This is a genomic window from Humiphilus diazotrophicus (assembly GCF_059726315.1).
Genome location: NZ_AP040870.1, coordinates 2,859,679 through 2,878,841, shown reverse-complemented (window position 1 = coordinate 2,878,841; position 19,163 = coordinate 2,859,679). Strand labels below are relative to the sequence as shown.

The following is a 19,163-nucleotide window of genomic DNA, read 5'->3' as shown; positions in this document are numbered from 1 at the left end:
GGTCTTTGCTATCCCTGAAGCAGGGTACGAAGTCTCTTTTGCATCGGGCGCTCAATCAGGCGAAGAGTTGCGATAGCCATCCCGATGATGAGGAAATAGGAGGCCCAAGGATCCCAACGAATGAGTCCTGTCATTTCCAACAGGTGTGATTTGTGCAGAATCGTCCACATGTTGAAGTGCAGCAGGTAGAGGCAATAGCTGGATTCACCGACAATCACGAAGAGCCGGAATCCAACAATCTTCGACAGCAGATTTTCACCCGCAAGACCGAGGATCAACACTGCGAAGAGCGGCATCAGCAATCCGTCGTGCAGCATGGCATAGGGAAGATGTTCTCTGTATGCCATGACGCAATAGAGCCCGACAAATCCAAGCGTTCCCAATGCCAGGCGAAGACGTGCTTGGCGTGGAATACGGCGGTCAAGCTCTGCCAGCACTACTCCAAAAAGGAATGAGGCCAGATGCGGTAACGGAGTGAATTTCAGCGTGCGCATCCAGAAGCCGCCGGTGTAGCGGCCAGGATGAGGATCACCATCCGGCAGATAAATCGTGTAAAGAGCCGGAGCGAGCATTCCCAGGAACCATAGCCCCGTCATAATGGCGAGGATTCGACGCGTTTTTTTAGGCGGCGTCCAACGTGCCAGCCAGGGGAACATCGCGTAAAAGAATGCTTCGGCAGACATTGTCCAGGCCGGAGTATTCAGGAATGTCGTTAGCTCAGGAATCCATCCCTGCAGGAGTAGGGGAGTAAGGACAAGGCCTGCCCAAAACATCAGGGAAGAATGTGCCTTGTACTCCACCGGAATCATCTCCCAGCTGAGAATCAGGCTGAGAATGTAGACGGGATAGAGACGCGTAAAGCGCGCTTTCCAGAAGCGGCGGGGATTGACCTCTCCTCGTTGTCCGCGCTCGGCATAGTTATAGGCGAGAACAAAGCCCGAGAGCAGGATGAAGTAGCTTACGGAGATGAATCCAGCATTGACAACCGGATTGAACCAGCCGAACCACTGTGGGTTGGAGAAGTGAAAGAACAGCAGGTTTACGGCCGCAAAGCACCGTAAGCCCGTTAATGCCTCCAGCTTGGCTGGCTTTTTTATTACTACGGACTGCACTTCAGGAAGGGTTGCAACTGCGGCGCTCAGGCTGTCACCAATGAGCCGACCTTTTCGCCACACACGACTCGGCGAATATTGCCCGGCTGATTCATGCTGAAGATGATCATAGGGAGATTGTTGTCTTTGCACAGGCTCACCGCAGTGGCGTCCATCACTTTTAACCCCAGCCGCAGGATCTCCATGTAGGTAATCTGATCAAATTTCACCGCATCTTTTTGGAGGACAGGATCGGCATCATAGATGCCCTCTACCTTGGTGGCCTTCAACAAAACGTCGGCCTTGATCTCCATGGCGCGCAAAGAGGCTGCCGTGTCCGTTGAAAAGAAGGGATTTCCAATACCTGCGGCAAAAATGACGACACGGCCTTTTTCGAGGTGACGAACGGCACGCCGCCGGATATACGGCTCGGCGACCTGGTTCATTTCAATGGCAGACATTACGCGACACTGCACCCCTTGCTTCTCCAGAGCATCTTGGAGAGCTAAGGCATTGATAACAGTGGCCAACATGCCCATGTTGTCGGCTGAGACACGATCCATGTTCTTCGCCTGTTCGGCGACACCGCGGAAGAAGTTACCGCCACCAACAACGATGGCAACTTCCACTCCCATAGCGTGGATCTCTCTGATTTCCGAGGTGATTTCTGTAATCCGCGGGGAATCGACACCGAAACCTCTTCCCGCAGCCAGTGCTTCGCCGGACAACTTAAGGACAATCCGCTTGTACATTTCTAATTGAGTATCGCAGATTTAGGTTTTGGGCGGAACATCCTGAGGTTATAAATGAATACACATTGCAAGAGACGTCATGTACTATTGCGTTATCCAATTTCTAACCAGAACTAATTCCAGAAAGCCAGGGGGTGGAAAGAAGAGATGTTGTCGCTTCTTCTATCACCTTAGGAATGATTGAATTACGTCTGCTGCGCAGGCTTTGCTTGCCATTGATTCCTCTAGTGGCTTAGGTCGACTGGCAATCGATGCGTAAATCGGGAAGATTGCCCTTTCTTTTTAGCCTAGAGATTTTCACCTTGTGATCTGGCCAGCCGTTATACTCCCTCTAGATATGAACAAGATACGATCTGCCAGGCTTTGGGGCGCTGCTGTAATTCTTTCTCTTGCTTGTTTCGCTGTACAACCGATGTTTGGATGGGGTAATGACGGCCATCGGATGATTAATCGCCTGGCTGTGTCGCATCTTCCCCAGGATGTTCCGGCTTTTCTGCGTTCTTCACAGGCAATCAATCAAATTGAGTATCTGGGACCGGAGCCGGATCGCTGGCGTTCTCCGCTGGAGGCCGAACTGGTTAGTGCACAAGCTCCTGAGCACTTTATCGACCTGGAGCTGGCGGACCTCATCAAGCCTTTGCCTTCAAAGCGTTTTCAGTTCCTTGCTGCGGCTTATGCCGCACAGCTTACTCATCCTGGGATGGACCTGAGACCCGATCACATCGGCTTGCAGCCCTGGCAGACGACAGAGGTTTATCAGCGCCTCAAGACTGCTCTACGCGAATACCGCAACGCCAAGTCTGAAAATCGCGATACCCAACTCATCGAACAGACAGTGATCTTTTATGCGGGCTGGCTGGGGCACTATGTTGCTGATGGTGCGCAACCACTGCATGTGACAGTGAACTATGACGGCTGGGTTAACCCTCAGAATCCGGAAGGATTTACCACTGAGCACGGTATCCACTGGAAATTTGAGTCCTCATTTGTGTCGGCCAATATCAAAGCCGCTGACGTCGAACCGAAGATGACGCCTGTTCATGCGGAAAGCGATGATGTCTTTACCTCCTACCTTGCTTATCTGCGCAAGACTGGGACGCATATTGAACAGCTCTACAAGCTTGAGAAGGTAAAAGGCTTCGATGATGCCGGAACCGCGGAATCTCGGGCGTTTACGGCGGATTGCCTGGCCTCGGGTGCCAGCATGCTGAGAGATCTGATTTATACCGCTTGGCTGGAGAGTGCAAAACCCGTGCCGCCACGTGAGTCCTTTGCTCCAAAGGCAACGTCCAAGCCCGTGGCTAACTAGCAGGCTTTTCGGATAACTCTATGCTTCTGTGAGGGTTGGTCCGGCTGGAGAGGCAGGTTCCATCCGGCATAGGATCGCCCTCAGTAGAAACGTAAGAACTGCTGTGATCGGAATGGCAAAGAGAGCCCAAGCCACAACAGCATGCCACTCCCAAGTCCATAGAGCCTTCAGCGTTCCCCAAAAAGAGGCGTGAAAGCGAGCTCCGATTTCGCGGGCAGATAACGGCAGTCTTTCGCTATGAAAGAGCCTTTCCCCCATCCGGATAAAAGGCAGGATAAGAAGAACTTGCAGGGGCGTAGCTGCATAATTTGCCATCTGGATCGCTGGCAGATTCAGGCGGAGGCCCAATGCCGCGATGGTGCAAAGCGTGGTCGTAATCCCGAAAACCGGGCAGCAGCTTATGCAAACTCCGAGTGCCAGGCACAGAGCTAGTTTTTCCGGAGTGATGCCCTGGCTCAGGAAATCGCGAAGGCGAGCAAACAGCGGTGTGGAAACTAGACTCATGCGAGGTACTGGATTCAGGATACCGCAGTCGGCTTTCTAGAGCGGAAGCAGGGGTACTGTGTCCGATCCGGCAAGGGGCTTAAGTGCAGCTTTTCGTGATGGAAAAGCTGCGCAGTCCTCTGTGGCTTACGGATACATCTACCCTGATTTCGCTCTAGCCAACACTAGCCAGCAGGTTCCTGGTGTTCAACGCGACCATCACTTCCTCTACCGACCAATCGATTGAAGAAGTTCCATCCACAACGATGTCGGCGTGGACGGCTGAGGGTCGAACAAATTTTTCTGCCATGGGACGAACTGTTGCCGCATATTGCTCGGCTACCGATTCCGGAGTTCTGCCACGTTCGCAGACATCGCGGGCAAAGCGGCGTTCATAACAGACTTCATCCGGAGTATCGACATAGACCTTCAGACTGTAATGGGGGCGCAATTCGTCGTAGTGAAGTGCAAGGATTCCATCGACTAACAGAAATTTTTCAGGCTTTATCAGCTCGGTTTTACCCTGAACCCGGCTATGAGTGCAGAAGTCGTAAATGGGCTTCTCGATACTGATCCCCTGTGCTAGTTGCGAGATATGTTCTACCAGCAGTTCCGATTCGAGAGCATCCGGATGATCGAAATCCTGGTGACATCGCTCTGCGTAGCTCAAATGACTCAAATCCCGATAGTAGCTATCCAGATGGAAATGAGAGCCCTTCAAACTGCGGGCTAACTCCCGGGCTAATGTCGTCTTACCTGAAGCGGAACAACCTGCAACGCCAATGATGACTGGAGGAAACGGTAGGGAATACGACTCGTTCACCTGCACTGCTCCAATCGACCAATCTGGGGTACCAACCGCGTCAGGAATCGATTCAGATGATCCTGTGCCTGTAGGCCGGTTTCTATGACTTCTTCGTGATTCAGCGGCTTATCAAGAACTCCTGCTGCAAGATTTGTGACGCAGGAGATACCGAGAATCTCCACTCCCATGTGCCGGGCGACGATCACCTCGGGAACAGTAGACATGCCCACAAGGTCGGCACCTAAGGTCCGAAAAGCACGAATTTCAGCCGGAGTTTCATAGCTCGGGCCGGAGACCGCCAGATAGACGCCTTCGGAAAAGGAAAATCCCTCTGCCTTAGCTGCTTCATGCGCCAAAGTGCGAAGGCGCTTCGAATAAGCCTCGGTCATATCGAAAAAGCGCGGGCCGAAACGGACATCATTGGTGCCGGATACTGGATTTCTGCCGAGAAAATTGATGTGGTCCGATATCAGGACCAGTTCTCCCTGGCGCATTCCCAGGCGGATACCACCGGCAGCATTGGTCACGATAGCGGTTTTAATTCCCAGTCTTCCCAGAACACGCATCGGGAAGGTTACTTCTTCCGGATCATAGCCCTCATAGCCGTGAACACGACCTTGCATGACGGCCACAGGAACGCCCGCTAAGGTTCCAATAATCAGCTTGCCGGAATGTCCTTCGACAGTGGAGCAGGGGAAATGCGGTATCTCGCCATAGGGGGTTATGACAGAGTCGACAACGCCTTCGGCAATAGCTCCCAGACCGGAGCCGAGAATGACAGCAATCTTCGGATGGAGAGAGATTCGCTCGCGGATGTAATCTGCCGCTTCGGTAGCGCACTCAAAAAGGTTCTTCATTCGTTTGGTTTATTTTAAAGGGTCAGCTGACAAAGCGGTCAGCTAAAGTCTGGTCGACATCCCTGTGAAAAACAAAAACAGCGGACCTCTATCTGGTAAGAGAAAGGCCCGCTATCTGGTTCGTTTACTGCCCGGATTTTCCCGGGCCTACTTCATTAACACACTGACAATCGATGCTGACATCAGGTTTGCCATTGTGCCCGCCAGCATTGCCCGAACTCCCAGCTTGGCTAGATCGTTACGGCGCTCGGGAACCAGGGCGCCGATGCCTCCAATCTGGATTCCAATGGAACTGAGGTTGGCAAAACCGCAAAGGGCAAAGGTGGCGATGGTAAAGGAACGCGGGGCCAGAGCAATTTTGTCCGCTCCCAACATGGTGTAGGCCACGATTTCGTTGAGGGCCATACGTGTACCGAGCAATCCGCCGATGGTGCCGGCGTCATGCCAGGGAATTCCGATCAGCCAGGCGATTGGCGAGAAGAAGAATCCCAAAACCGTATTCAGACTTGAAGGGAAAGGAATATAACGTCCACCTGTAAAGGGGACCGGATGATTCCACAACCAGCCGTGTACTCCTCCAAGAATGCCGTTCAGCAGTGAGATGAGTGCCAGGAACGAGATCAGCATGATGGCCACGTTCATGGCCAATTTGCCGCCATCGATAGTTCCCCGGGCGATGGCTCCCAGCAGATTTTCTTCTTTGTGCTCTTCGCTTTTGGGTACCTGGACAGTTCCGGCGGTTGCAGGTACACCATCTTCCGGAACGAGCATCTTCGCAATCAAAATGGTTCCCGGCGCAGTCATGATTACGGCTGCCAACAGATGCTTGGCCTCGATGCCGTTCAAAATGTAAGCCGCCATGATGCCGCCCGACACGTGTGCCATTCCGCTGGTCATGACTGTCATGAGTTCGGAACGGGTCAATCCCGCCAGAAAGGGGCGAATAGTTAGCGGAGCCTCTGTCTGCCCCATGAAGATACTGGCGGCAACATTCAAGCTTTCCGCACCGCTAATGCGCATCGTCTTCTGCATGACCCAGGCAAAAAGGCGAATGACCAGTTGCATGACGCCGAGGTGATAAAGGACAGCAAAGAATGCCGAGATAAAGATGATTGTTGGCAGTACCTGGAAGGCGAAGATAACTCCCATATTGGAGTTCTTCATTCCCAATATGCCAAAGACCATCTGCGAGCCTGCAAAGGTGTGAGCCAGCAAGGCATTGACCGCATCACCGGCAGTAGCCAAGATCTGCTGCCCGACGGTGAAGTCAAGCACGAGGAATGCGAAGAAGATCTGGAGTCCCAACCCCCAGGCGACTGTCCGCCAGCGAATTGCACGGCGATTGGTCGAAAAAAGCCACGCCAGCAAAACCATTGTTGCTAGGCCGAGCACGCCTGTAAATCGTCCCAAAGTCTCTTCCTCTCAGTGTGAAGCGGATTGCTGTATGCGAATCTCTGTTGCGTTTTCTGCGGTGATGATCTGGTGTACCAATGGGGGAAGTGTCGGAGGTTCCTCGGCAATCACGATTGCCTTGCGAAGCATCTCTTCGGGTTCGTCCAATTGTTCCGGGCTTGCTGCAAAAAGTGTGCAGATTGGCTGCCCTGCCTTGATTTTCCCGCCAAGCTTGACATGAAATTCAATGCCGGCGTGAGCATCTACCGGCTCTCCCGGTTTCTCTCTCCCTGCGCCAAGGCGCTGTACAGCCCAACCGACCTGACCGTTGTCCATGCTGACAAGATAGCCGCTGGTTGTGGCCAGAAATTCCCGCCGGGCTGCTGGGCGATGGAAGGCTTCGGGATTAGCAAAGGGAGCAATATCGCCGCCGTGCAATTTCACCATTTCGCAGAAGAGGCGATAGGCTTCGCCGCTTTCAAGAACTGCCTTGGCTCGCGCGTAGCCCTTTTCTGCCGAAGGCTCTTTGCCTCCGAGGTAGATCATCCAACCTGCCAGCTGTAGCGAAAGTTCGTACAGATCCTGATTCAGCGGATGATGCTTGTTTTGTAGCAGCTCAAGCGATTCCCATATCTCGATCCAGTTTCCGGCCATGCGCCCCAAGGGCTGTCCCATATCCGTGACCAGCGCAACCGTTCGAGTGCCTGAAGCTTCGCCCGTTTCAACCATCAACGAAGCCAGATAGAGGCTGTCTTCCTTCTTCTTGAGGAAGGCTCCGGAACCGGTCTTGACGTCGAGTACCAGTGCATTCAGTCCGGCAGCCAGCTTTTTGCTCATGATTGAGGCGCAGATGAGATAAGGGTTCTCAACTGTGGCTGTTCTGTCGCGAAGCGAGTAGAGAATCCTGTCGGCAGGAACCAGACGTTTCGTTTGTCCAACCAAGCTCATCCCTGTCTTCTGAAGAACAGACAACATCTCTTGGAGAGAAAGCTGGGTGTTATAGCCGGGGATTGTTTCCAGTTTATCCAGCGTGCCACCTGTGTGCCCTAAGGCGCGTCCGCTGATCATCGGAACAGCTAATCCTGTAGCGGCTGCAATCGGCGCGACCAGGAAGGAGGTTTTGTCACCCACACCTCCGCTGGAGTGCTTATCTACGGTGGTTTTGTGGAGGGGGGAGGGGTCGAAGACCTCTCCGGAGAACCGCATTGCCTTGGTCAAGGCTTGAAGTTCTTTTAAAGTCAAGCCTCGAAGCCATGCAGCCATCAACCAGGCGGAAAGCTGTTCTACGAGGATCGTTCCATTTGTTGCACCGGAGACGATAAAGGAAATCTCTTCAGGGGTCAGTTCCTCGCCATCGCGCTTCTTACGAATCAGATCAACTGCGTGCACGATAAATTCTCCCGGGGAACTTCCTGCGAAACATAAAGCATCGTTTTACTACTCACTTCCAAGGACATATGGAAAAGTCGAGACTACGGCAAGTGAAGAGCTTGAGCAACGGCAAAGTGAGAATTTGCTTAGGTTGGGAATATTTGTCTGCACCAAGCTGGCTAGCAAGAAAACGGAGAAAAGAATCCGGGTAAATTGAAGATATCCCGACTCAAGATAGTGTGGGTGCTTTGGAAGCAGTAAGGAGAATGGCGAAGTCTTTGTTTCTTCCGGGTGTTTCGGATGACGGTATAGCTGCCTACTCCCGGAAGCAACTAAAGAGGAAAGAAACTGAATTTTGTGTGGCCATTCGCGAGAACGGCCACAGCGAGCGGGTCTTTATTTTTCGCCGGAGAGAAATAGTCTAAAGGTCGTGTTTATAGAAGGCATATGGAAGCAACTCCTTGAAAGGACGTATCAAGTTGCCTTCTTTTGCGGTGAAAAGGATCTCACCATCCGGGACCATGAATTCACTCAAAACCTGCCGACAAGCTCCGCAGGGAGGGCTGGAGGCGCCGTTCAGATTGGTCACTGCAATTGCCTGAATCTGAATCTCGTGGCCAAATTCACTGATAGCCTTGACCACCGCGGAACGTTCCGCGCAGATGGTCAGCCCATATGAGGCATTTTCGACGTTTGTTCCCGTGATGACCGCTCCATTGGTGAGCTGTATTGCTGCGCCCACACGGAAGTTGGAATAGGGGGAATAAGAATGTTGGGCCACTTGCCGGGCGGCCGAGAGCAGTCCTTCAAAGTCTGGGCTCATTGTGAGGTTGAGGTTACCTTCGGGTTGTCTCAGGATGCAACTAATGTGCCAGGAAATTTAAAGTGAGCCGATGATGTAATGTCTCAAGTTCCACCACTCCCATTCCGATAACAAGGAAGTGGACGAGTTAACTAGAGAGTTTCTGATTGAGAGCCAGGAAGGATTGGACCGCATGGAGCGGTGCCTGACCGAGCTCGAAGAGCGGCCGCAAGAGACCGCGTTGCTTGCGGAGATCTTCCGCTCCGTACACACCATTAAGGGCACCACGGGGTTCCTTGGCTACACGCGACTGGAAAAACTAGCGCACGTAGGCGAAAACCTGTTGGGTCTTCTTCGCGACGGCAAGCTGACCGCCGATCAAGCCACCATTAATGGCTTGTTGGCCCTGCTTGATGGACTTCGTGAAATTCTGCGTTTGATTGAGACTGAAGGCAATGAGGGAACAGGACAGGATGCTGAACTCATCGGTCTGTTAACTTCGTTGCAAACTCCTCAGAGCGGCGCTGCAACACCGGCAGCTCCAGCCGCTAAGGCTGAGGAGCCTAAAGCCGCAGCTCCGGCACCAGCTCCTCCACCGGCGAAGGTGGAAGCGCCCAAGGCCCCGGAACCGGTTGCCGCAGCACCAGCTGCTCCAGAATCTCCGGACGAGTCGGAAGCAGTCCCAGTATCTGACGCTGTGAAGGCGGCGCAGGCTGCCGTTGTCGAAGCAAAGGCGAAGACCTCTGCTCCTGCAACAGCGACTACCAGTACGGCAGAGAGCACCTTACGCGTCGATGTGACCTTGTTGAACCGGATGATGAATCTGGTCGGCGAATTGGTCTTGACCCGTAATCAGATTTTGCAGGCTACGAGTTCCGATCCCAATCTCACGTTGCTTTCCCGTCGTCTGGACATGGTCACAGCCGATCTGCGTGAGTCGGTCATGAAGGCTCGTATGCAGCCTGTCTCACATGTCTTCTCCAAATTCCCGCGCGTTGTTCGCGATTTAGCGCAGGTGCTGGGCCGTAAGGCTAAGCTGCAGATGGAAGGCCAGGAGACGGAACTCGACAAGAGCTTGCTCGAGGCCATTAAGGATCCGCTAACCCACGCCGTCCGTAATTCTCTCGACCACGGCATTGAGCCGCCCGATGTGCGTGAGGCTGCAGGCAAGGATCCCGAAGGAACCCTGAAACTGCGCGCTTTCCAGGAAGGCAGCCACGTCATCATCGAAGTCTCCGATGACGGTGCCGGAATTCCCGTAGACAAGGTTCGCAATAAGGCGATCGAACGCGGCCTGATTACTGCCGAGCGCGCCTCGCAGCTGAGCGAACGTGATCTCCTCCAGCTGATCTTCCTTCCGGGCTTCTCTACGGCGCAGGCCGTAACGAAGGTTTCCGGAAGAGGCGTCGGTATGGACGTGGTCCGTACCAATGTAGAGAAGATTGGCGGCAAAGTTGAAGTTGATAGCCGTCCAGGCAAGGGCACTACGATACGTCTACGTATCCCGTTGACCCTGGCCATCATTCCAGCCCTGATCGTAAGAAGCAATGATTTGAGTTTTGCTCTACCCCAGGGAGCTCTTTCCGAGCTAGTACATCTGAGCGCCGAGCAGGCAGCGAAGGTCATTGAGTGGATCGATAATGCTCCGCTCTACCGTCTTCGCGGTAAGCTGCTTCCTTTGGTCTTCCTGGAAAACATGCTGAAGCAACGGACACCCGAGGAAACGGGCGAACGCGATCGCTATATCGCCGTGCTCGATGCCGACGGACGTCGCTTCGGACTGGTTGTAGACGGATTGGACGATCCGGAAGAAATCGTGGTGAAGCCGCTGTCTGCGGTATTGAAGAACATTGGTCTCTATTCCGGAGCTACGGTTCTGGGTAATGGAGATCTCGCACTCATTCTGGATCCCGGCTCTATCGCTTCTCACGGCGGCATTGGACTCGTCTCCAGCGAGGAAGAGGGCGTCGAAGAGGAGCTGGAAGAAGAGACGAAGAAGGGCGCCGAATTCCTGCTCGTCGAAGCGGCAACACGTCAGGCGGCAATTCCGTTGGGAGATGTACTGCGCATCGAGCGTATACCTCTCTCGAAGATCGAGTACATCGGTTCTCGTCCTGTACTCAACTTCGACGGAACGATTCTGCCCGTCGACGATCCGGGAGGCGTACTGTTGAGCGCCGAGTCCAACAACGAAGCCCAACTGACAGTCGTTGTCTGCCGCGATGGCAGCCGTCATGTAGGCGTAGCTGTCTCGCAGGTTCTCGATGTTGCGGCTGGTAAGGATTTGACCGAAGCGGGCACCGATATTCGAGCTGGTGGCGTGATCCTGTTGAAGGAGCGTGTAACAGGAGTGGTGGATTTAGGCACGATTCCACCTCTACCGATTACTGAGTCCGGCATTGGCGGTCAGGATCTGAATCACGAGATGGAGAGTTTGGCATGAAGGCAGCTGTAGCAACTGAAGGTCGCAAGAGAAAAAAAGATAAATCGGCCGGAATTCTACTAGAGATATGTTCGGTTAAAGTTGGTGACATGTTGTTCGGTGTGCCAATTACCCAAATTCTCGAGATCGTCGGCTCATCTGCAACACAAGCTGTTCCACTTGCTCCCAGCTTTATCGGAGGCTTGGTACACTATCGCGGCGATGTGCTCACCACTGTTTCACTCAGGTTGTTGCTGGGTTTACCTCCTCTTGATACCCCTCCGGATATTCTGGTTTTCGAAGGGCCAAGCGGTTATTACGGCCTCTTAGTGGATGCGGTAGGGGAAGTTATTACCGTTACATCCACCGAATTTGAGCCGAATCCTTCTACATTGGACAGTTCTCGGAGAGCTCTATTTGCCGGAGCTTATAAGCTGAAGGATGGTCTGCTCGTTATGTTGGATCCAGAGCGTTTAGACCCGCTCCGGTTAAGTAGTGCTCTCCCGGCATGAGCCGCGGATACCAGGAGGATGTATGCGTGCGTTGATCGTGGACGATTCACGCTTCGTGCGAGATTATTTACGCGGCCTGCTAGAAGAAAGAGGCGTGGAATGCGATGAGGCTGCTGATGGGCAGGCCGGCCTCGATCGCTTGCGAAACGATGGTCCTTTCGATTTGGCATTGGTTGATTGGAATATGCCGGTCATGGGAGGCCTCGATATGCTGAAGAACCTGCGTCAGGAAGGTTATTCAGATCTAAAAGTCATGATGGTCACCACCGAGGCTGACAATGATTTCATTTTGAAGGCACTCGATGCGGGAGCTGATGAATACCTGATGAAACCGTTTGATGAAGAAGCCCTTGAAGAAAAACTTTGCATGATGGGCCTCATGGAGAATTAGTTATGCCGGTCGGCCGCGCTGCGCGGATTCTTATAGTGGATGATTCGGTGGTGATGCGCAGCCTGTTGCGCCAAGTGCTGTCGGCAGATTCTCGCATCGAGATTGCTGGCACTGCTTCAGATGGGCAGGCGGCTCTCCGGATCATGGAGACTGTTAAGCCAGATCTCATCCTTCTGGATATCGAAATGCCGGGGATGGATGGTCTGACAGCACTGGAACGGATTCGCTCCATGGATCGCAGGATTCCTGTGATCATGTGCAGTACCCTTACGAAGCATGGTGCCAGCGTTACCATCGAGGCCCTTGCACGTGGCGCTTCCGACTATGTCACCAAGCCCAGTGGGCCGGGGGGCAGGGAAGAAGCATCACGGAGGTTACAGCAGGATCTGGTTCCAAAGATTCTGGCGCTGACCGGGCACTCAAGCGTAACGAGAGCAGCAATGCCCTCACCGCTTGCTCCCGTGCAGCGTGGTGTAGCACCATCTCAGCCACAACCGCAGTCGCAGCAGATTACCGCTGTGCCTACCGTGGTGGTGATAGGAGTTTCAACTGGAGGTCCGGCAGCCCTCGATATTGTGTTGCCGAATATTCCAGCAGATTTTCCTCTGCCGATATTGCTCGTCCAGCACATGCCGCAGCTCTTTACGAAGATGCTGGCAGAGCGTCTGGATACACGTTGTCCGTTACACGTGTGCGAAGCGGAGCCTGGAAATCTTGTAGTACCTGGCAAGATATATGTGGCGCGTGGAGATTGGCACATGGAAATGGTGAGTGATCGGCCAAAAAATGCGCCTCACGAAGGGAGAAAGGTCTCCGTACGTTTGACCCAGACTCCTCCCGAGAATCATTGCCGGCCCTCTGTGGATGTATTGTTCCGCTCTGCTGCGGAGCTATACGGAAACGGGACTTTGGCGGTAATGCTTACGGGTATGGGAAGTGATGGTTTGGAGGGCTCACGGAAGATACGAGCGCTCGGTGGAACCCTTCTCGCCCAGAATCAAGAGACCAGCGCAGTTTGGGGGATGCCTGGTGCAGTTGTTCATGCCGGTTTAGCGCAGCGCGTTTTACCGCTGGCGGGCATAGCTTCTGAAATCATTCGTCTCTGTACCTCTCGCAATCAACGCGAAGCGCAATCGCTTCGGGAATCGGCAGTATAGATATGTCTGCAGCAACGGCCAGCGATTACGAGTATCTTCGTCAGCTCGTCTTTGAGCAATCAGAGAACGTGTTGGATCCCGCTCGGGATTATTTATTCGAAACGCGTTTGGCCCGTCTTTTGCGTAACCAAGGTATGAACGGCTTGGATGAGCTAGTACGGACTCTGCGCCAAAGCCGGAATCCCAGCTTGGCTCGCTCTGTCGCCGAAGCGATGACAATCAACGAAACGAGTTTCTTTCGTGACAGTCGTCCCTTCGAACTACTGCGCACAGAATTATTACCGGAGCTGATCGAAAAGCGTCGCCTTGCCAGGTCGCTTCGTTTCTGGAGTGCGGCGTGTTCCAGCGGGCAAGAAGGCTACAGCCTGGCTATGCTTACTCGGGAACACTTTCCTCTCTTGGGCAGCTGGAATATCCGCATCGAAGGCACGGATATTTCTGCGGAGATGGTTCATCGCTCCAGCAACGGAATCTATCACCGCATCGAAATTAACCGTGGTCTCCCTGCGCGATTTGTGGTCCGCTACTTCGATCACATTGGCGAGGATTGGCAGGTCAAGCCGGAGATCCGGCAGATGTGTAACTTTCGTCAGGCGAACCTTGTTGCTCCCCTGCCGTTTAAAGAGACCTTTGACGTTATCTTTTTGCGTAACGTGATGCTCTATTTCTCAATGGAGACTCGTCGCAAACTGCTAGCTAATGTGCATCGCCTGCTTGCTCCGGATGGTCTCCTGTTCCTGGGAAGCAGCGAGCAACCTGTTCAGCCTGAGTTGTGGACCACGATTTTGGCCGGAGGAACCTGCTACTACCGTCCGAGGCCAGCGAATTAATCGAAAAGAATAGAGCGGCAGGCCTAGAGCCGATCCGCAAATGGTACCAAGTGTTACCCTCTCATTCCTCACCAGTATCTGGTGAGGAATTTTTTGCTGCTGAAATATTTCTTCATCTTTCGTCTTCTCAATTTCGGCACTGCCGAAGCCAGGCCTCACGTTCCGAAGGGTGTTTCCAAGGGAATTCGTAAACCCTTCGCGCCTCTGCTATCTTCAACGCAACGGGCTATTGCCTTGTACGTTGCGTTTATCCATGGCTCCAAGATCCTCGAAATCGTCAGGTTCCACTAACGACCCGCTTAGTCTTTTTCATCCTGTCACCGCCGAGTGGTTCCGGGCTGTCTTTGAGAAGCCGACCTCTCCTCAAATGCTGGGTTGGCCGGCTATTGCACGAGGCGAAAGTTCTCTCATTCTCGCCCCCACTGGTACAGGAAAGACGCTTACGGCATTTCTCTGGTGTATTGACCAACTCATGCTGAGCAATCCTTCTTCGATACCAGGATGCCGCGTTATTTACATCAGCCCCTTGAAGGCGCTTGCCGTCGATGTCGAAAGGAACCTGCGTGCTCCGCTGGCGGGTATCGCCAACATGGCTCTACGGCATGATGTGGCTGTCCATGAGCCGGAGATCAGTATTCGCACCGGAGATACTTCGCAGAAAGAACGCAGCCGTTTTCGCCGACATCCGGCAGAGATACTCATCACCACGCCCGAATCTCTTTATCTGATTCTTACCTCTGAAGCGGCTTCTGGTTTGCGCTCGGTTGAGACCGTGATTGTCGATGAAATTCATGCGATGGTTCCGACCAAGCGAGGAGCTCATCTGGCAGTCTCGCTGGAACGTCTCGAAGCGATTGCACAGAGGCCCTTACAGCGTATTGGGCTCTCCGCAACGCAACGCCCTTTGGAGGAGGTGGCACATTTCCTTGGTGGCGCAGAGTCCGTTGCTGCTCCTGTAATCAGCGATCCTGTGGAGGAACTTGAAACGGAATGGGTTACAGAAGCTTCGCCTATCGATGATGCCCCTCGATACAGACCTGTAACGATAGTCAATGCCAGCGAGCCGAAGAAGCTGGAGTTGCGCATCGAGGTTCCAGTAGAAGATATGGCCAAGATCGGCCAGCAGGAAGATCTTCCCAGTGGAGATGCCTCTCAATCACCCAAGCGAACTTCAATCTGGAGTGCAATCTACCCGCGACTACTGGAGATTATTCGCTCCCGGACCTCGACAATTCTCTTCGTGAATAATCGGCGGACAGCGGAGAAATTGGCTGGTGCCTTGAATGATTTAGCTGGGGAACAAGTCGCTTCTGCTCATCATGGATCGTTGGCGGCAGCGCAGCGTTCTGTAATTGAAGAACAGCTGAAGGCGGGAAATCTTCGTGCTCTCGTGGCAACCTCTTCTTTGGAGTTGGGTATCGACATGGGGGCTGTCGATCTGGTCATTCAAATTGAGGCACCTCCTTCCGTAGCCAGTGGAATGCAGCGTATCGGTCGTGCCGGCCATCATGTCGGGGCCGCGAGTGAAGGCATCCTCTTTCCCAAATACCGTGCCGATCTGGTTGCTTGTGCAACTGTGACTCGTGCCATGCATGAAGGGCTGGTTGAGGCGACGAGGTTTTTGCGCAATCCCCTGGACGTGCTTGCTCAGCAGATGGTTGCTACCATCTCTCATCCACCCGTCTCCGTACTGTATGAGCGGAAGAAGGGAGTTCCACCTCCTCAGGCAGAAATCAACGTCGATGATTTGTATCAGTTAATGTGCCATTCTGCGCCTTTTGCCGGACTTAGCCGCACAGTCTTCGACGGCGTGCTCGATTTGTTGGCTGGCCGGTATCCATCGGATGAGTTTGCGGAATTGAGACCGCGAGTGACCTGGGATCGGGTTCGCAACACGGTTACTCCTCGTGAGGGTGCAAAGCATCTGGCAATCCTGAACGGTGGAACCATACCGGATCGCGGCTTATATGGCGTATTTCTGGCAGGCCAGGAAGGCAAGCCGATTCGGGTTGGTGAACTCGATGAGGAGATGGTCTTCGAAAGCAAGACTGGAGATACCTTTATCCTGGGCGCTTCTACCTGGCGCATCGATGAAATTACGCACGACCGCGTCCTTGTTACCCCTGCTCCCGGAGAACCGGGGAGAATGCCCTTCTGGCATGGAGATGCTGCCGGACGTCCACTGGAGTTTGGTAAACGTATCGGCAAGCTGGTGCGGGAGCTGAGAGCAACGCCGCGGAATGCAGCCATCAGTCGCCTTACACGCGAACACGATCTCGATCCCCAGGCAGCTGAAAATCTCCTGCGCTTTCTTGCCGACCAGGAGCTTGCAACCACGCATGTTCCCGATGATCAGACGATTGTTATCGAGCGTTGCCGCGATGAGTTGAACGATTGGCGGGTTTGCGTCCTTACTCCCTTTGGAAGTCGCGTCCATGCTCCTTGGGCAATGGCCGTGACGGCTCGTATTAATGCTCTTGGTGGAACTCCGGTTGAGACTCTTTGGGACGATGATGGATTTGTACTGCGCTTCCCGGATACGGATGCTCCTCCGGACTCGGATATCTTTCTTCTGGATGCACAAGAGGCGGCAGGACTTGTACTGAGGCAGCTTGGATCTACCGCGATGTTTGCTGCGAAATTCCGTGAGAGTGCGGCTCGGGCATTGCTTCTTCCGCGACGCAGAGCGCAAGGACGTTCTCCTCTCTGGCAGCAACGCAAACGTGCATACGATTTGCTGGCGGTAGCATCTCGTTATCCTTCCTTCCCACTGCTGCTTGAGGCATATAGAGAATGTCTGCGGGATGTCTTCGATATGCCTGCCTTTCTGGAGATTCTGCGCGACATCGGCAGCAGACAGATTCGCGTGCATGTTGTCGATTCCAAAACACCTTCTCCGTTTGCAGCTTCATTGCTCTTCAATTACGTAGCTAATTACATCTACGACGGCGATGCTCCTTTGGCGGAGCGACGTGCACAGGCTCTGTCGATCGATCAAGATCAACTACGCGAGCTCCTGGGCGATGCCGATCTTCGCGAACTTCTCGATCCCGACGCGATCGCAGAAGTGGAAGAGCATCTGCAATCGCTGGCGGAGACGCAACGGGTTCGCTCGGCTGACGGTATGCATGATCTCCTGTTGCGGTTAGGAGATCTGAGTCGTGAAGACATAGCCCGAAGATTGGCTTCTCCCGATCTGATCGAGAATCTCGAGCGCCTGCAACGCTCACGGCGAATTCTAGAGTTGCGTGTTGCAGGAGAGAAGAGGTTTATAGCTGTTGAGGATGCAGCCCGCTATCGCGATGCTCTTGGCATTCCTCTTCCTCCCGGTCTACCGGCATCTTTTCTCGGGCATGTTCATTCTCCTGTTCTAGAGCTTGTCCGTCGTTATGCACGAACTCATGGACCGTTTACTGTTCGTGAGGTCTCGATGCGTTTTGGTCTCGATCTCAAACAAGTGGAGACAGTTCTGCGAACGCTTCTCTCCGATGGGCGCGTTGCCGAAGGAGAGTTTCGTCCGGCGGGAGTTCATCGGGAATGGTGCGATGTTGAAGTGTTGCGCCTGATCCGGCGAAAGTCCTTAGCTAAGCTGCGCAAGGAAGTCGAGCCGGTTGAGCCTCAGCTGTTGGCTCGTTTGGAGACGCACTGGCAGGGTGTTCTTCAGAAAAGGCGTGGCCTCGATGCTTTGCTCGATACCATCGAGAGCTTGCAGGGTGCTCCAATTCCCGCATCATTGTTGGAAACCGCTGTACTTCCCGCGCGTATTGCCAACTACTCCCCAAATGATCTCGATACCTTGATCGCTGCCGGGGAAATTGTGTGGTGTGGAGTTGATCCACTGGGCGAGCATGACGGACGCATTGCTCTCTACTTAGCCGACCGGCTGAACACTCTGCTGATTCCTCGTCCGAAGATAGAACCGTTATCTGAGAGGGAAGCGGCGTTAGTTGAGTTATTGCGAAAGGGTGGGGCCTCCTTCTTTGCTCAGTTGCACGAGGCAGCGGGCGGCGGATATCCTGGAGAATCGCTGGATGCCTTGTGGAGCCTGGTCTGGCGGGGCATGGTCACGAACGACACCTTTCATCCTCTCAGGGCTTATACGGCACGGCCTTCTCAGCAACGTTCGTCGAAGCGGCAGCATAACTTACCTGTATTCCGTTCCCGACGGACTACTCCGCCTACCGCTCAAGGCCGATGGACACTCCTTCCAGTTGCCGATGCGGTTGAGGGGGCAGTGTCTTCCTTGGCCAGTTCTACGGAGCGAAGCCACGCAATTGCTCAACAGCTGCTGAATCGTTACGGAGTGCTGATGCGAGAGTCCGCAATGGCAGAAGACATTCCTGGCGGCTTTTCGTCTGTCTACGACGTGTTGAAAGCGCTGGAGGAGAGTGGTCGTATTCGCCGTGGATATTTTGTGGCTGGATTGGGTGCTACTCAATTTTCGATGCCTTCTGCAATCGATCTCTTACGATCGCTGCGAAATAGTCCAGCTCCGGAGAAACCCGAGATGGTTATGCTGGCTGCGACCGATCCTGCCAATCTCTATGGCTCAGTGCTGCGCTGGCCGGCCTCCGAGGAGGACGAAGCAGGAAGTACTCGTTCCTTGGCAAGAAGTGTCGGGGCATCCGTGATCCTTCGGAACGGTGTCTTGATTGCCTATTTGCGCCGCAATAATCCTGCTCTTCAGGTATTCATGCCACAAGAAGAGCCGGATAGGAGCAATGCTGCTCGCGATCTGGCTCACTTTCTCGCACATCAGGGGCAAGAACTCATGCGGCAGGATGGTGCTGACAGGCACCAGGGGTTCTTTCTCTCGATCATCAACGGTCAGCCTATTCATCTTCATTGGATGGGGCAGTATCTCCTCGACGCCGGTTTCCAGGCTGCGCCTATGGGCTTCAATCTGAGACGAGTGCCCATGCCAATAGGCTCCCCGGATGTGGATTAGGAACACCTGCGCTGGAAGGGGAGCTCGGTTCCTAAGGAGTC

The 19,163-nt window shown here is 53.7% G+C and carries 15 protein-coding genes; 7 read left to right on the top strand and 8 right to left on the bottom strand.

Annotated features, from left to right (window positions below):
* Positions 1-8: 8 nt before the first annotated feature.
* Complete coding sequence (locus tag AC6I7T_RS12510) at positions 9-1,175, bottom strand: acyltransferase family protein (RefSeq protein ID WP_497793785.1); 1,167 nt, start codon at positions 1,173-1,175, stop codon at positions 9-11.
* A complete protein-coding gene (gene pyrH / locus AC6I7T_RS12505) occupies positions 1,139-1,843 on the bottom strand; it encodes a UMP kinase (protein WP_497793784.1) in 705 nt (234 codons plus the stop codon). Before pyrH ends, AC6I7T_RS12510 begins: the two co-directional genes overlap by 37 nt.
* A gap of 337 nt (positions 1,844-2,180) precedes the next feature.
* Here pyrH and AC6I7T_RS12500 point away from each other — a divergent pair, with 337 nt between their 5' ends.
* Positions 2,181-3,152 carry a S1/P1 nuclease gene (locus AC6I7T_RS12500; RefSeq protein WP_497793783.1) on the top strand — a complete coding sequence of 324 codons (972 nt, stop codon included), beginning with the start codon at positions 2,181-2,183 and terminating at the stop codon, positions 3,150-3,152.
* 18 nt (positions 3,153-3,170) lie between these two features.
* On the opposite strand, the gene AC6I7T_RS12495 is transcribed toward AC6I7T_RS12500, so the two are convergent.
* The 6 genes from AC6I7T_RS12495 to cdd form a co-directional block, all read right to left on the bottom strand.
* Positions 3,171-3,656: a DUF2062 domain-containing protein gene (locus AC6I7T_RS12495; RefSeq protein WP_497793782.1), complete on the bottom strand. Its 486-nt coding sequence runs from the start codon at positions 3,654-3,656 to the stop codon at positions 3,171-3,173.
* A 154-nt stretch (positions 3,657-3,810) separates the two neighbouring features.
* Positions 3,811-4,458 carry a uridine kinase gene (gene udk, locus AC6I7T_RS12490; protein ID WP_497793781.1) on the bottom strand — a complete coding sequence of 216 codons (648 nt, stop codon included), beginning with the start codon at positions 4,456-4,458 and terminating at the stop codon, positions 3,811-3,813.
* Complete coding sequence (locus AC6I7T_RS12485) at positions 4,455-5,297, bottom strand: purine-nucleoside phosphorylase (RefSeq protein WP_497793780.1); 843 nt, start codon at positions 5,295-5,297, stop codon at positions 4,455-4,457. The genes udk and AC6I7T_RS12485 overlap by 4 nt, the downstream gene beginning before the upstream one ends.
* Positions 5,298-5,444: 147 nt before the next feature.
* Positions 5,445-6,707: a NupC/NupG family nucleoside CNT transporter gene (locus AC6I7T_RS12480; protein ID WP_497793779.1), complete on the bottom strand. Its 1,263-nt coding sequence runs from the start codon at positions 6,705-6,707 to the stop codon at positions 5,445-5,447.
* Between the two features lie 12 nt (positions 6,708-6,719).
* Positions 6,720-8,078: a thymidine phosphorylase gene (locus AC6I7T_RS12475; RefSeq protein ID WP_497793778.1), complete on the bottom strand. Its 1,359-nt coding sequence runs from the start codon at positions 8,076-8,078 to the stop codon at positions 6,720-6,722.
* 403 nt (positions 8,079-8,481) lie between these two features.
* Positions 8,482-8,883, bottom strand: a complete 402-nt coding sequence (gene cdd / locus AC6I7T_RS12470) for a cytidine deaminase (protein WP_497793777.1) — start codon at positions 8,881-8,883, stop codon at positions 8,482-8,484.
* Positions 8,884-9,001: 118 nt separating this feature from the next.
* Here cdd and AC6I7T_RS12465 point away from each other — a divergent pair, with 118 nt between their 5' ends.
* The 6 genes from AC6I7T_RS12465 to AC6I7T_RS12440 all read left to right on the top strand — a co-directional run bounded on the left by AC6I7T_RS12465 (position 9,002) and on the right by AC6I7T_RS12440 (position 19,122).
* On the top strand, positions 9,002-11,305 hold the full coding sequence (locus tag AC6I7T_RS12465) for a chemotaxis protein CheA (RefSeq protein ID WP_497793776.1): 2,304 nt from the start codon (positions 9,002-9,004) through the stop codon (positions 11,303-11,305).
* Positions 11,302-11,796 (top strand): chemotaxis protein CheW, encoded by a 495-nt coding sequence (locus AC6I7T_RS12460; protein ID WP_497793775.1) that lies wholly within the window; start codon positions 11,302-11,304, stop codon positions 11,794-11,796. The genes AC6I7T_RS12465 and AC6I7T_RS12460 overlap by 4 nt, the downstream gene beginning before the upstream one ends.
* A gap of 22 nt (positions 11,797-11,818) precedes the next feature.
* The gene (locus AC6I7T_RS12455) at positions 11,819-12,187 is read left to right on the top strand and encodes a response regulator (protein WP_497793774.1); all 369 of its coding nucleotides are present in this window, start codon (positions 11,819-11,821) and stop codon (positions 12,185-12,187) included.
* A 2-nt stretch (positions 12,188-12,189) separates the two neighbouring features.
* Positions 12,190-13,344: a protein-glutamate methylesterase/protein-glutamine glutaminase gene (locus AC6I7T_RS12450; RefSeq protein ID WP_497793773.1), complete on the top strand. Its 1,155-nt coding sequence runs from the start codon at positions 12,190-12,192 to the stop codon at positions 13,342-13,344.
* A gap of 2 nt (positions 13,345-13,346) precedes the next feature.
* Complete coding sequence (locus AC6I7T_RS12445) at positions 13,347-14,174, top strand: CheR family methyltransferase (protein ID WP_497793771.1); 828 nt, start codon at positions 13,347-13,349, stop codon at positions 14,172-14,174.
* 253 nt (positions 14,175-14,427) lie between these two features.
* Positions 14,428-19,122: an Lhr family helicase gene (locus AC6I7T_RS12440; RefSeq protein WP_497793770.1), complete on the top strand. Its 4,695-nt coding sequence runs from the start codon at positions 14,428-14,430 to the stop codon at positions 19,120-19,122.
* Positions 19,123-19,163: the final 41 nt, after the last annotated feature.